The organism is Rhodococcus sp. WB9 (genome assembly GCF_007558985.1).
GTDB classification, from domain to species: Bacteria; Actinomycetota; Actinomycetes; order Mycobacteriales; family Mycobacteriaceae; genus Rhodococcus_F; species Rhodococcus_F opacus.
In genome coordinates this window covers 5342763-5356551 of record NZ_CP041769.1, presented here as the reverse complement: position 1 = coordinate 5356551, position 13789 = coordinate 5342763, and the positions used below count along the sequence as shown (strand labels likewise).

Annotated in this window: 13 protein-coding genes; 9 read left to right on the top strand and 4 right to left on the bottom strand. The window is 68.5% G+C overall.

Features of this window, described 5'->3' with window-relative positions; translation table 11 throughout:
* Nucleotide 1: 1 nt before the first annotated feature.
* The 4 genes from FND50_RS24945 to FND50_RS24930 all read left to right on the top strand — a co-directional run bounded on the left by FND50_RS24945 (nucleotide 2) and on the right by FND50_RS24930 (nucleotide 6537).
* Nucleotides 2-427, top strand: coding sequence for a thioesterase family protein (locus FND50_RS24945; protein WP_037207361.1), 426 nt, complete (start codon nucleotides 2-4; stop codon nucleotides 425-427).
* Nucleotides 428-534: 107 nt separating this feature from the next.
* Nucleotides 535-5436, top strand: coding sequence for an NAD-glutamate dehydrogenase (locus FND50_RS24940; protein ID WP_144287441.1), 4902 nt, complete (start codon nucleotides 535-537; stop codon nucleotides 5434-5436).
* Entirely contained in the window at nucleotides 5433-5858 is a 426-nt protein-coding gene (locus tag FND50_RS24935) for a thioesterase family protein (protein ID WP_005264316.1), read from the top strand. Before FND50_RS24940 ends, FND50_RS24935 begins: the two co-directional genes overlap by 4 nt.
* On the top strand, nucleotides 5851-6537 hold the full coding sequence (locus tag FND50_RS24930) for a hypothetical protein (protein ID WP_144287440.1): 687 nt from the start codon (nucleotides 5851-5853) through the stop codon (nucleotides 6535-6537). Before FND50_RS24935 ends, FND50_RS24930 begins: the two co-directional genes overlap by 8 nt.
* Before the next feature lie 7 nt (nucleotides 6538-6544).
* Here FND50_RS24930 and FND50_RS24925 read toward each other — a convergent pair whose 3' ends face one another.
* The 3 genes from FND50_RS24925 to FND50_RS24915 all read right to left on the bottom strand — a co-directional run bounded on the left by FND50_RS24925 (nucleotide 6545) and on the right by FND50_RS24915 (nucleotide 9502).
* Nucleotides 6545-7456 (bottom strand): DMT family transporter, encoded by a 912-nt coding sequence (locus tag FND50_RS24925; protein ID WP_144287439.1) that lies wholly within the window; start codon nucleotides 7454-7456, stop codon nucleotides 6545-6547.
* A complete protein-coding gene (locus FND50_RS24920) occupies nucleotides 7444-9039 on the bottom strand; it encodes a glycoside hydrolase family 13 protein (RefSeq protein ID WP_144287438.1) in 1596 nt (531 codons plus the stop codon). The genes FND50_RS24925 and FND50_RS24920 overlap by 13 nt, the downstream gene beginning before the upstream one ends.
* Before the next feature lie 67 nt (nucleotides 9040-9106).
* Complete coding sequence (locus FND50_RS24915) at nucleotides 9107-9502, bottom strand: globin (protein WP_005264320.1); 396 nt, start codon at nucleotides 9500-9502, stop codon at nucleotides 9107-9109.
* Between the two features lie 140 nt (nucleotides 9503-9642).
* Here FND50_RS24915 and FND50_RS24910 point away from each other — a divergent pair, with 140 nt between their 5' ends.
* From FND50_RS24910 to FND50_RS24900, 3 genes are all read left to right on the top strand, one after another.
* Nucleotides 9643-10314, top strand: a complete 672-nt coding sequence (locus FND50_RS24910; RefSeq protein ID WP_186301142.1) for an HNH endonuclease — start codon at nucleotides 9643-9645, stop codon at nucleotides 10312-10314.
* A gap of 75 nt (nucleotides 10315-10389) precedes the next feature.
* Complete coding sequence (locus FND50_RS24905; RefSeq protein WP_005248217.1) at nucleotides 10390-10650, top strand: hypothetical protein; 261 nt, start codon at nucleotides 10390-10392, stop codon at nucleotides 10648-10650.
* Nucleotides 10637-11116, top strand: a complete 480-nt coding sequence (locus tag FND50_RS24900; protein WP_005264322.1) for a DUF5130 family protein — start codon at nucleotides 10637-10639, stop codon at nucleotides 11114-11116. Before FND50_RS24905 ends, FND50_RS24900 begins: the two co-directional genes overlap by 14 nt.
* Before the next feature lie 73 nt (nucleotides 11117-11189).
* Here FND50_RS24900 and FND50_RS24895 read toward each other — a convergent pair whose 3' ends face one another.
* Complete coding sequence (locus FND50_RS24895; RefSeq protein ID WP_144287436.1) at nucleotides 11190-11606, bottom strand: SRPBCC family protein; 417 nt, start codon at nucleotides 11604-11606, stop codon at nucleotides 11190-11192.
* A gap of 99 nt (nucleotides 11607-11705) precedes the next feature.
* Here FND50_RS24895 and FND50_RS37095 point away from each other — a divergent pair, with 99 nt between their 5' ends.
* Nucleotides 11706-12512, top strand: a complete 807-nt coding sequence (locus FND50_RS37095) for a helix-turn-helix domain-containing protein (protein WP_260850684.1) — start codon at nucleotides 11706-11708, stop codon at nucleotides 12510-12512.
* Nucleotides 12513-12549: 37 nt separating this feature from the next.
* A complete protein-coding gene (dinB, locus tag FND50_RS24885) occupies nucleotides 12550-13776 on the top strand; it encodes a DNA polymerase IV (RefSeq protein WP_144287434.1) in 1227 nt (408 codons plus the stop codon).
* The last annotated feature ends 13 nt before the right edge of the window (nucleotides 13777-13789 follow it).

Here is a 13789-nt window from a genome sequence, read left to right as displayed (position 1 = left end):
CCTGGTGGAGCCGAAGGTTTTCACGTACGAGATCCAGGTCCGGTGGGGCGACTCCGACCGGTTGGGGCACGTCAACAACACCCGCTTCGTCGAGTACATGCAGGAAGCACGTGTGCATTTCCTGTCCTCGGAGCTGGAGTCGGCGGGCGCCCGGGCGGGTGCCACGGTGGTGCGCAAGATGGACGTGGAATTCCTGCGTCCCGTCACCGACGCCTCCGGGCCGCTGACGATCGACGTGTCGGTACTCCATGTCGGTAATTCGTCGTACACGATCCGGCACGTCGTCACGAACCGGGACGGGGTCCGCTGCGCGACGGGCGACGCCCTGATGGTGGCGTTCGACGTGAAGGCCGAACGCTCGCGTCCGCTGTCCGCGGCGGAACGGGACGCGCTCGAGCGGTACCTCGCGCCGGTGACCACCGGCTGACGGATCCGGCACGCGGGTGCCCGAAGTTCACCCTCTGTTCCCATCGCCGCGGGCTAGTCTCGAGAGAGTTGCCCGCGGCGATCGGAACGAAGAGGAAGTGAGCCCCGATGACGGAATCGGCAGCACTGAAAGATGCGGAGTGGGCGCGGGATCTGCCCGAAGGTCTCCGGTCTCAGGTGCCGACCCTCGCGGCGGTGTATTTCCGTCACGTCGATCGCGGTGACAGCGAGAGCGCCGTCAACGGCGCCTCCGGGGCCGTGCTCGGCGCGCATCTGACACTCGCCCTGCATCGTCCGCCGGAACGCGCGGTCACCCGGGTCTACCGCCCGGGCGACGGGCGCGAACTCGGTGCGTCCCTGCAACTCGTGACGGACGACATGCCGCTGCTCGTCGAATCGATCACCGCGCTGCTGAACCGCCTCGGCATCGGGATCAGCGAATTCGTGCACCCCATCATCTCGGTCCGGCGCGATCCGATCGGCGCGCTGCGCGGAATTCTCATGGGAGACAAGGCCAAGGATGCCGACGAGGACGCCGTCTCCGAGTCGTGGATCCACGTCCAACTCGATCCACGTGCCGACGCCGCTGTTCTCGACACACTCGAGAAGGAGGTCGGCACCGTCCTCGCCGACGTGCGCCAGGTGGTCCGGGACACCGACATCATGCGCAAGCTCGAGCGGACGCTCGCCGACGAACTCGAAACGTCCACACCCCGTCCCGGCGTGACGAAGGACGACCTGGAGGACTGCGCCGACCTGCTGCGGTGGATGTCGCAGGGCAATTACGCGGCGCTCGGCTACCGCCGCTTCGAACTGGGCGAGCCGGACAGCTCCGGCGCCCGCAGCCTGCAGGTGGTGCCAGGCAGCGGTCTCGGACTGCTGCGCTCCGACACGGTCACCGAAGGCCCGCTGAGTCTGCCGCCGGCCGCCGAGATCCCCGACCGGCCCCTGCTCGTGCTCACGCAGGGCTCGTTCCCCGCGACCGTCCACCGCTCGGTCTACCCGTTCTTCGTCGGTGTGAGCATCCTCGACGAGAACGGCAACATCACCGGTGAGCACCGGTTCCTCGGCGTCTTCACGGTCACGGCGCTGCACGAGAACGTCCTCGACATTCCCGTGATCGCCCGCCGGGTGCGCAAGGTGATCGATCGGGCCGGGTTCCAGTTGAATTCGTACTCGGGGCAGGCGATGCTGGAGGTCATCCAGTCGTTCCCACGCACGGAGCTGTTCTCGAGCGACGCCGACACCCTCTTCGACACGGTGACCGCCGTGCACAGCATCGGGCTCCGGCGTCAGGTGCGTCTGTTCGTGCGCGAGGATTTCCTCGGGCGATTCGTCTCCTGCCTGATCTATCTGCCCCGCGACCGGTACACCACCCGGGTCCGGCTCGCGATGCAGGACATCCTTCTGCGTGAATTCGGTGGCGGCACTTTGGAATACACCGCGCGCGTCACCGAGTCCGACCTGGCGTTGCTGCACGTGACGATCCGCAAGAGCGCCGAACAGATGGGGTCGCGGCTCGACCTCTCGGACGCCGACCGTGAGCGGGTCCAGGGCATGCTGGCCGAGGCGAGCCGCAGCTGGGACGACCATCTCGGGGACCTCCTCCCGGTGACCACCGGTGTGGATCCCGTTCTGGCGCAGCGTTATGCCGCCGTCCTGCCCGAGGGGTACAAGGAGGATTTCGACGCCACGCGCGCGTTGTCGGATCTCGCGAGGCTGGAGGCGCTCGAAGACGGTTCCATCGACCTGCTGCTCTACCGCGATCCCGGGGCGGAGGTCGGGCACTGGCGATTCACCCTGTACGTGGGCGGCGACGGCATTTCGCTGAGCCAGGTACTTCCGGTGCTGCAGAGTCTCGGTGTGGAGGTGCTCGACGAACGGCCCTACCTGATTCCGCGGCCGGACGGGTTGTCGTGCTGGATCTACGATTTCGGGCTGTCGGTGCCCGCGGAGCTGCTCCGCTCCTCGGTCGAGGACGACCTGGACGCCGAACTCGCCGCCGAGGAGGCGTCCGCCGCCGCCCCGAAGCTTCAGGAACGGTTCACCGATGCCTTCACCGCGGTCTGGTTCGGACGGGCGGAGGCCGACCGGTTCAACGAGCTGATCCTGCGGGCGGGAGTGTCGTGGCGGCAGGCCGTGATCCTGCGGGCCTACGCAAAGTACCTGCGCCAGGCGGGGTTTCCCTACAGCCAGTTCCACATCGAGGGGGTTGCGCTGGCGAATCCCCGCTCCGCGTACACGCTCGTCGAGTTGTTCGAGGCGATGTTCGACCCGGAGACGCCCTCACCCGACCTGGTCGCCGAACTCGACACCCGTCTGCGGGAGTACATCGACGCCGTGGTCAGCCTCGACGCGGACCGCATCCTGCGCGGTCTGTTCGGGCTGATCACGTCGACGCTGCGCACCAACTACTTCGTCGTCGGCCGCACCGGGGAGCCGCCGTCGCACCTGTCGATCAAGCTCGATCCGACCCCGATCCAGGAACTGCCGAAGCCCCGCCCCAAGTACGAGATCTTCGTGTACTCGCCCGACGTCGAGGGTGTCCACCTGCGGTTCGGATCCGTCGCCCGCGGCGGGCTGCGCTGGTCGGACCGGCGTGAGGATTTCCGCACCGAGATCCTGGGGTTGGCGAAGGCTCAGGCCGTCAAGAACGCGGTGATCGTCCCGGTCGGCGCGAAGGGCGGTTTCGTCGTCAAGAATCCGCCGACACCCTCGGGCGACGCGGCGGCCGACCGCGCGGCCGCCCTGGAGGCGGGTCAGGACTGCTACCGCACATTCATCTGCGGGCTCCTGGACCTCACCGACAACGTCGATCAGGCGTCGGGGGAGATCGTGCCCCCGGCCCGGGTGGTGCGGCGCGACGGCGACGACCGGTATCTCGTCGTGGCCGCGGACAAGGGGACCGCGAAATTCTCCGACCTCGCCAATTCTGTTGCGGAGCAGTACAAGTTCTGGCTCGGCGACGCGTTCGCGTCCGGTGGGTCGGCCGGGTACGACCACAAGGGGATGGGCATCACCGCACGGGGCGCCTGGGAAAGCGTGAAACGGCACTTCCGGGAGATGGGCGTCGACACCCAGACCCAAGACTTTTCCGCAGTCGGTGTCGGTGACATGAGCGGCGACGTGTTCGGAAACGGCATGCTCCTGAGCCGGCACATCCGGCTGGTGGCGGCGTTCGACCATCGGCACATCTTCCTCGACCCCGATCCCGATGCCGCCAGGTCCTTCGCGGAACGCTCCCGCATGTTCGCGCTGCCCCGGTCGTCGTGGGCCGACTACGACACCGGCATCATCAGCGAGGGCGGGGGAGTATGGGACCGGACGCGCAAATCGGTGCCGATCAGTGCCGCCGCCCGCGCTGCGCTCGGACTCGACGACGCCGTCACTGAACTCTCCCCACCAGAACTGGTCCGGGCGATCCTGCGTGCCCCCGTGGACCTGCTGTGGAACGGTGGCATCGGCACATACGTCAAGGCGTCCACCGAGACCAATGCGATGGTGGGCGACAAGAGCAACGACTCCGTGCGCGTCGACGGCAACGAGGTGCGGGCGAAGGTGGTGGGCGAGGGCGGCAACCTCGGGGTGACGGCGCTCGGCCGGATCGAGTACAGCCAGAACGGTGGCCGGATCAACACCGACGCGATCGACAACTCCGCGGGCGTCGACTGCTCCGATCACGAAGTGAACATCAAGATCCTGCTGGACTCGTTGGTGAGCAGCGGCGGGTTGCCGCGGGAGGAACGCAATCCTCTGCTGGCGTCGATGACCGACGAGGTGGCCCAACTCGTGCTCGCGAACAACATCGCGCAGAATAATCTCCTCGGCGTCTCCCGGACCAGCGCGGTTCCGATGCTGAGTGTGCATCGCCGCCAGATCGAGCACCTGGCGTCGCGTCGAGGACTCGACCGGAAACTCGAGGCCCTGCCCACCGACGAGGAGATCGCACGACGCAGGCAGGCGGGGCAGGGACTGACCTCTCCGGAACTCGCGACGCTCACCGCGCACGTGAAACTCGCGCTCAAGGACGACCTCCTCGCGACCGACCTGCCCGACAGCGAGACGTTCGCGCCGCGGCTGCCGCGGTACTTCCCGGCAGTGTTGCGCAAGCGGTTCCGCACCGCGATCAAGGCGCATCCTCTGCGCAGGCAGATCGTGGCGACGATGCTCGCGAACGAGACCATCGACAACGGCGGTATCACCTTCGCGTACCGATTGGCGGACGAGGCGGGTGCGAGCAGCACCGACGCCATCCGCGCCTACGCGGCGGTCACCGAGATCTTCGCCCTGCCCGAGCTGTGGTCGAGGATCCGGTCGGCGAACATTGCGGCGGACATCGAGGACGACCTGATTCTCGAGTCCGGCCGGGTCCTCGACCGCGCGTCCCGCTGGTTCCTGACCAACCGGCCTCAGCCCCTCGCCGTGGGCGCCGAGATCGCCCGGTACTCGGCCGACTTCCGCGCACTCTCGCCGCGAGTCCCGCAGCTCGTGCGGGGGCATCAGCTCGCCGACGTGGAGACACGGGCGAGGCCGCTCGTCGTCCGCGGAGCGCCCGAGGACCTCGCGTTCGAGGTGTTCCGGCTTCTGGACAAGTTCTGCCTGCTCGACATCAGCGACATCGCGGACATCGCCGAACGCGACATCGACGAGGTCGCCGAGCTGTACTACGAACTCGACGCGCACCTCGGCATCGACTGGCTGCTCAGCGCCGTGTCCACACTCGCGCGGGGTGACCGCTGGCATTCGCTGGCCCGCCTCGCACTGCGGGACGACCTCTACAGTTCGCTGCGTCAGCTCACGATGGAAGTGCTCCTGGGTGGTGAACCTCACGAGACGCCGCAGGAGAAGATCGACGACTGGGAGTCGACGAACGCGTCCCGGCTGGCCAGGGCGAGGTCCGCTCTCACCGAAATTTTCGAGTCTGGGACCCTTGACCTCGCGACGCTCTCGGTGGCGGCGCGTCAGGTACGCAGCATGGTGCGAGGTATGAGCACCCGATCGGAGGTATGACGTTGAGCGAGGGCTTTCACGCGGAGGTCGAAGTTCGATGGTCGGACATGGACGTCTTCCAGCACATCAACCACGCACGGATGGTGACGTTGCTGGAGGAGGCGCGGATTCCCTGGCTGTTCGAGGACGATCGGCCCACTGTCACGTTGCGTGACGGCGCGGTCATCGCGGACCTCCATGTGCGCTACCGCGGGCAACTCCGGCACAGCGATTCACCGCTCGACGTCCTGATGTGGGTGGAGAAGGTGCGCGCGGTCGATTTCACGATCAACTACGAGGTCCGCCCGAAGGGCGTCGATGTCTCGGTCGCGCCGTCCATCATCGCCTCCACGCAGATCGCGGCGTTCGACATCGACACTCAGCGACTGCGCAGAATCACCGACGTCGAGCGTGCGTACCTGGAGAGCTGGCAGCGTGCATGAGCGCGTCCTGTCGATCCCGGACGCCACGGAACGCGGGGATCTCGCCACGTTCCTCACGCGGGTGGTCCGGTTGGACGAGTCGGCGGTGGTGCGTCTGCGTCAGCGCGGACCCGGCCGCCTGACGATCTGGGCGGCAACCGGTTTCGACGCGCTGGCGGTGCGCACGGTCGCGGGGACCATCACCCCCGACGACACGTCGGCTGCCGGTGACCAACTGCTCGCCGCCCTCGAAGCGGCGACCGCCGCCGACATCGATCCCGGGTTTTCGATGGATTCGGCGTGGCGGGGCGCTCTGCCTCCGACGGAGGGCTTCGTGCACGTCGACGACGTCCCGGCGCGTGTCCTCGTCGATCTCGCGCAGCGCGGTGCGGCCCTGGCGCAGGAGCACGGCAGCGGCCACGGCCCGCCCGCATCACTCCTCGACCAGGAGGTGCTGCAGGTGAAGGGCGCGGAGCACACGGTCGGCATCCCGATGCGGGTGGTGTTCGCACTCACCGCGATGGGATTCGTTCCGCACGCGGGCTCGGATCGGCTGACCGCCGACATCGACCTCGGGCGCATCGACGCGGCCGAACTGGTCCGGGTGCGTGCCACCGCGTCGTGGCTGCGGGTGGACGCCCGGTTCGGGTCGATCTACCGGCACCGCGGTGGGGGGATTCCGTTGTCGGTCGCGCGGTAGCGCGCCGTCAGCCGGCCCGCAGGGCGCTGGTCGCCAGAACGGCGAGTGACGCGACGACGGCCGCCATGCCCAGCCCCGCGACCAGGGTCAGCTGCTCGCCGAGCACCGCGGTCCCGAGCAGTGCCGCGACCACCGGTTCGGTGAGTGTCAGCGTCGCGACCGTCGCGGGTGGCAGCCGCCGCAGACCGGCGGCGAACAGCAGATAGGCCAGCACGGTCGGGACGATCGCAAGATACACCGCGGCAGCAGCGCCCGGTCCGGTGTCGAGGCCGCCGGGCCAGGTCGCGACGAGCACGGGGATCAGGAACAGTCCACCGAGACCGAACATCTGTCCCATCGCCGCCTCGGGACTCGCACCCGCGGCGAGCAGCGACGATCCGGAAACCGTGTAGGCGGCGTACCCGAGGCCGGCGAGCAGCGCAGGGAGTGCACCCGCCAGGATCCCGGACGAGTCGGAGCCGCCCGTCGTGCCCGCCACGATCAACGCCATTCCGGCGACCGCGATGACGGTGGACACGGCCCACATCGGGCCGGGACGGTGCCGGTGCACCGCCCATTGCAGTGCCCCGGTGAACGCGGGGCCCGAACCCAGCGCGATCATGGTTCCTGCCGCCACCCCGGCGCTCTGCACACCACTGAAGAAGCCGAGTTGGTACGCCGCGACTCCGATCCCGCCCCACACGGCGGGCACGTACCCGCGCATCCCGGAGCCGTCACCGAACCCGAGCCCGCTCCGCAGCGCTGCGAACGCCGCGAGGAGCGCGCCCGCGGCCACGACCCGGGCCGAGCCGACCGCCAGCGGGTCGAGGTCGTAGCCGAGGGAGCGGGACGCGAGGGCCTGCGCGGTTCCCGTCGTGGCGAACAGGATCGATGCTGCGACGACCGCCGCAACTGCGGGAGTGCGGGTCAGATGAGCCACGCAGCCGCGTTCGGTGGGAGCTGCCCCTCGACGAGCGGCGCGCTGCTGAGCAGCACCTCACCGGGTGGCAGCGAGATCGGCCTGTCGGTGGCGTTGAGGGCGCAGATCAGCCCGCCGCGCCTGCGGAAGGCGAAGCAGCCGGCGGGGCTCCCGTACCAGTCGACCCCGGGCCCGGAGAACTCCGGGCGCAGCGAGCGCAGTTCGAGTGCGGCCCGGTACAGCGACAGCGTCGACGTGACGTCCTCGAGTTGCGCCTCGACGGTGAGGTCCGCCCACTCGGGTGGCATCGGCAGCCAGGGCTCGCCGGTGCTGAACCCGAACGGCGGTTCGGTGCCCTCCCACGGAACGGGCACACGGCAGCCGTCACGTCCGCGTTCGGTGTGACCGGACCGTTCCCACACCGGGTCCTGCAACGCCGAATCGGGGAGGTCGACGTTGGGCAGGCCGAGTTCGGCGCCGTTGTACAGGAACGCCGCACCCGGCAGCGCCAGTTCGACGAGGATCATGGCCCGGGCGCGTGCCGTGCCGATCTCGCCGCCGCCGTATCGGGTGACTTCCCGTTCGACGTCGTGGTTCGACAGGGTCCAGGTGGGTGTCCCGCCCACTTGGTCGACGGCGGTCAGGGAGTTCTCGATCGCCTCCCGGACCGTCTCCGCCGAGAACTCGGCCTCGGCAAGCCGGAAGTTGAACCCGAGGTGCAGTTCGTCGGGCCGGATGTACTCGCCGAAGCGTTCGTTGTCGCGAACCCAGATCTCTCCGACCGCCATCGTGCCCGGGTACTCGTCGAGGACCTTGCGGATGCCGCGGTGGATGTCGTGGACCGCGGGGTTGTCGAACCGCGGATCGTCGTCGGAGTTCTGCAGCAGGGCGTTGGCGGACCAGTCGTGGTCCGGCAGACCTTCCGGCTTCGCCATGCCGTGCGCGACGTCGATGCGGAATCCGTCGACGCCGCGGTCCAGCCAGAACCGGAGCGTCGTCGTGAGATCCTCGACGACATCCGGGTTGTCCCAGTTCAGGTCGGGCTGTTCCGTCGCGAAGATGTGCAGGTACCACTGGCCGGGCTTGCCGTCGGCCTCGGTGATCCGCGTCCAGGCCGGCCCGCCGAAGACGCTCGGCCAGTTGTTGGGCGGCTCCGCGCCGTCCTCACCGCGACCGTCGCGGAAGATGTACCGGTTCCGTTCGGGACTGCCGGGCGGTGACGCCAGGGCGGCGCGGAACCATTCGTGCTCGACGCTCGTGTGGTTGGGCACCAGGTCCATCGTCACCTTGATCTGGCGCGCGTGCGCGGCCTCGATCAGTGCGTCCATGGTCGCGAGGTCACCGAACAGCGGGTCGATGTCTCGGGGATCGGACACGTCGTAACCGTGATCGGCCATCGGGGAGCGCATCACCGGGCTCAGCCAGAGGGCGTCGACACCGAGCAGTTCGAGGTATCCCAGCTTGTCCCGCACTCCGTGGAGGTCGCCGACACCGTCACCGTTCGCGTCGGCGAACGAGCGGGGATAGATCTGGTAGAAGACGGCGTCGGACCACCAGGGTGCCGGCTGTGTGTCGTCGGCGGACGTTTCGGCGGGAGTGCTCACAAACGCCCATCGTGCCAAACGATCGCCCGCACCACGACTCGACCGGCGTAATCGGCGCGGGGCGGTTTCAGAAGGCGGAGTTCACCATCGAAGCCGCGGCCATGTCCATGTACTCGGAGAGGGCCTTGCGGTGGGCGTCGTCGAGGGTTCCGGTGTCGATCGACGCGATGGCCGTGTGCATGCACCGCAGCCAGGCGTCCCGCTCGATCGGGCCGATCTTGAACGGCTGGTGTCGCATCCGCAGTCGTGGGTGGCCGCGCTCGTCCGAATAGGTGTGCGGTCCGCCCCAGTACTGCTCGAGGAACATCCGCATCCGGCGCTCGGCCGGACCCAGATCTTCCTCGGGGTAGAGGGGTCGCACGATGTCGTCCTTGGCGACTTCCTCGTAGAAGCGCGCGGTGAGTTTGCGGAACGTCTCCGCTCCGCCCACCGCCTCGTAGAAGGTCTGCTGCACGTCAGTCATGGCGCCCTCCATTGTGCACGTGCGGGCGCGAACGGTCTTCGTCACCGTCTGTTCACCGAACGTCCTGCATTTTTGTCGGAAATGGACGTGCACGAGCAGGCAATTCATGGTGCACTTGGTGGCAATCTCCCGGAGGTCGCATGAAGAATCGACACAGCGCCCGCGCGCACCGACAACTCGTGCCCACTGATGCCCGGAGTGCCGGGGTTTCAGGGGCGTTTGCTTTACAAGTGATCACCGAAGGCTCCGCGCGCAGCGCAGAGCCTTCTTTCCCGGGCGAGAATGCGGTTCCGCTCTGGATCAAGCGCCGGGTGCTTCTCCTGAATGTCACCTACGAGCCGCTCACCGCCCTTCCTGCCCGCCGCGCCGTGGTGTTGATGACCTGCGGTAAAGCCGATACCGTCCACGAGGATCCCCAGGCCCCGGTCGTCCACTCCGAGCAGTGGTCCGTGCAGGTGCCGTCCGTGATCCGCCTCCGGAACTACGTCCGCGTCCCGTATCGCGCCCGTGTTCCGATGACCCGCGCAGCCCTCATGCACCGGGACCGGTTCCGGTGCGCCTACTGCGGTGCCAAGGCCGAGACCGTCGATCACGTGGTTCCCCGCAGTCGAGGCGGCGAGCATTCGTGGGAGAACTGCGTGGCCTGCTGCGCGCCCTGCAACCACCGCAAGGCGGACAAATTGCTGAGCGATCTCGGCTGGACGCTCAGGGCCTCCCTCGTGCCTCCGTCGGGGCCGCACTGGCGACTGCTGGCGTCCACCAAGGACTTGCACCCGTCGTGGATGCCCTACCTCGGTGAAGGCGCCGCCTGAGCGTTCCGCGCGTCCGCTTCGCGAAGTTCGGCCCTGACGCTTCCCCTCGCACGGTTCTGGGCTACCGTTTGCGTTGTGAGCATTCTCGAGACAGTGCTGATATTCGTAGGAATTCCGGCGTTGATCACCGCCTTCTTCGCGGGGATGTCGTTCGTCGGCAAGAAGACGCCGGGCCCCGTGCCGCCCGCGTTCCACCTCGGTGAGGAATGGACGCACGCGCCGGTGCTGTGGAGCGCCGTCGACGAGGTGACCACGCACGGTCATCACGGCGGACACCACGGCGCGCACGCCGGTTCGGCAGACCTGATTGGAGGCTCGGCAAGTGGCAAGTGGTGACCTGATTCCTGCGTCGGCGGTATCCGCGGACAATCTTCCTGTCGGCAGCGTCGTGACCTCCAGCGGTCGCATCTCAGGCGTGCACCGCGTCGGTGAGCCGTTCACCGACGACCTGCCGTTCACGACGGACGAACTCGTCCGCCTCGACGATGCCCTCACCGAAGGCACCCGCAAGACGAAGGTGCGCTTCAACGCGTACATCGGCGACCTCGGCGCCGACACCGCGGCCGGCGCCGACGCGCTGTTCCCCACGACGCCCGAGGCGGAACGGTCCGTGCTCATCGCGGTCTCGCCCAACCAGCGGACGGTCGAGATTCGCAGCGGTCGGGCCGTGGCCAACCGTGTCACCGACCGGGTCGCCCAGCTCGGCGCCACCGCCGCCGTGTCGTCGTTCGGCGACGGGGACCTCATCGACGGTCTCGTGAGTGCCATCCGCGTAATGAGTGCGGCGATCGCCTCGCCGTAAAACCTGCACAGATCAGCATCCGCGCGGCCCGATCCGGCTCAGTCCTCCTGAACCGGATCGGGCCGTCGGTGTCTCACCGGGTGCCGACGACGCGATCGGCGCCTTCGAGGGTCCGCCGAACGGCGTCGATGCCGAGTTCCATCATCTGCGCGGTCCGGTCCGCGAGAGTTGCGGGCAGGATGTCCGCGATCCAGACGAACACGGTCGCGCCGTGGCCGTCGTCGCTCACCTGGGCGGAAGCATTGTGATGCAGGTAGGGGCCGTCGACGATCGACCAGGCCAGTCGGCGCGCGTCCTCGTCGCGCGAGACGAGACGCTCCCGGACGACGGAACCGTCGAAGAACGTGATGACCCGATCTCCCCGGTCGATCACCGAGGCGGTGACGAAACCTGCGGCGAGCCGCGTGTCCAACGCACCCCAGTCGCGCAGAGCGTCCCACGCGGCAGCGGGTGTGACATCGATGTGGGTGGACTCGTAGATGTATGACATGACTGCAGCCTGCCGCGGGAACTGCCGTGAGGATTGAAGATTCTTGCAGGCCACCGTATGTGCGGGAAGGTGTCGGGCCCCACGGGTAGCGTCCCCGTTGTGGCGGTGAGCGAGGTCGCACGTCTGCCGGGCGCGAGTGTCTGGGCGGTGGACTGCTGTGGCGCGCACACGGGCTGGTCGGACGTGGAGGTGCGGGACGATCACCGGCTCGTGCTCGTCCGTGGCGGCCGATTCGTTCGCCGGATCGGCAGACGTGAGTCGGTGGCCGATCCGACCGTCGCGTATCTCGGAATACCCGGCGAAGTGGAACAGTTCGCGCACCCCGCCGGTGGAGACCGGTGCACGTCGATCAGTGTCCGGCCTGAGCTCTGGCGTGCGATCGCCGGTGACCACTGGACACTCGGCCGTTCGGATGTGTACGTCGATGCCCACGTCGACCTTCTTCATCGGCGCCTGCTCCGTGCCGGCCGGACGGGCGACGTCCACCTCGCCCTCGCCGAGGAGGCCGTCCGGCTCGTCGCGGTCGTCGCGGTCGCCGCGTCCCGGGCGCGGTCGCGTTCACACCGGCGCGGCGGCATTCCGGACGACGTAGTGGCCGCGGCGGCCCGCGCGGCGGTCCTCGACGACGAGCCCGGCTCGGACGGTTTGATACCCCTCGCCGGACGGTTCGGGGTGTCACCGTTCGCGCTCAGTCGTGCGTTCAGTGCAGTCATGGGCGTCTCGCTCACCAGGTACCGCAACAGGGTTCGGGTCGGGCGGGCGCTCGCGCGGATCGAGAACGGCGACCGTGACCTCGCCGGACTCGCCGCGGACCTGGGATTCTCGGATCAGGCGCACATGACCAGGACCATCCGGGCCCACCTCGGCGAGACACCCACCGCGCTGCGAACACTGTTGTCGGCCTGAACGACCCTCGATTTCTGTCGGTGGTCGATGCGAACATATGTTCGTGTCCGATTCGCCGCGCCCGCCCATCTCGAGTGGCGCCGAGGCGACCATCCTGCACGCCGACCTCGATGCGTTCTACGCCTCGGTGGAGCAGCGGGACGACCCCGGCCTGCGGGGTCGTCCGGTGATCGTCGGCGGCGGCGTCGTGCTGGCCGCGAGCTACGAGGCGAAGGCGTACGGGGTGCGCACGGCCAGCAGCGGTGCGCAGGCGCTGCGCCTGTGCCCGCACGCCGTCGTGGTGCGCCCACGAATGTCGGCGTACGCGGCCGCGAGCAAGGCGGTGTTCGAAGTCTTCGGCCGGACGACGCCCCTGGTCGAGGGACTGTCGATCGACGAGGCCTTCCTCGACGTCGCCGGTCTCCGCAAGATCGCCGGCGCGCCGGTCGACATCGCGGCGCGTCTGCGCCGGGACGTACGCGAGCAGGTGGGTCTGCCGATCACGGTCGGGATCGCGAGAACGAAGTTTCTCGCGAAGGTCGCCAGCGCGGTGGGCAAACCCGACGGACTGCTGCACGTGCCGCCGGACCGCGAGATCGAGTTCCTCCATCCGCTGCCGGTCGAAAGGCTGTGGGGTGTCGGCGCGGTGACGTCGGTCAAGCTCCGCGACGCCGGGATCGCCACCGTCGGCCAGCTCGCCCACTATCCCGAAGAGCTGCTCGTGTCCATCGTCGGACCCGCGGCGGGCCACCACCTCCACGCGCTCGCCTGGGCACGCGACCCGCGTCCCGTGCAGGTGGGGCGCAGGCGGAGATCCGTCGGCGCGCAGCACGCTCTGGGGCGCAGACCGAAGTCGAGGGAGGATGTGGACGCCGCTCTGGTGACCTTGGTCGACCGGGTGGCCGGCCGATTGCGCCGCGGCGAGCGGGTCGGGCGCACGGTGGTGCTCCGGCTGCGGTTCGACGACTTCACGCGGGTGACGCGTTCGCACACACTCGCGCAGCCGTCGGCTCAGACGCAGACGATCCTCACGACGGCCCGCGGCCTGCTGAACAACGCGACGCCGATGATCGAACGCAAGGGCATCACCCTCGTGGGAATCGCGGTGGCCAACCTCGAGGACGACTGCCCGCAACAGCTGGCGCTGCCGTTCGACCCGTACACGAGTAGTTCACTCGACAGCACGCTCGACAGTCTGCGCGACCGCTTCGGCTCCTCGGCCGTCACCCGCGCCGTGCTGCTGGGCCGGGATCAGGGTGTGACGGTGCCGATCCTGCCGGATTAGGCCGGCAGGATCG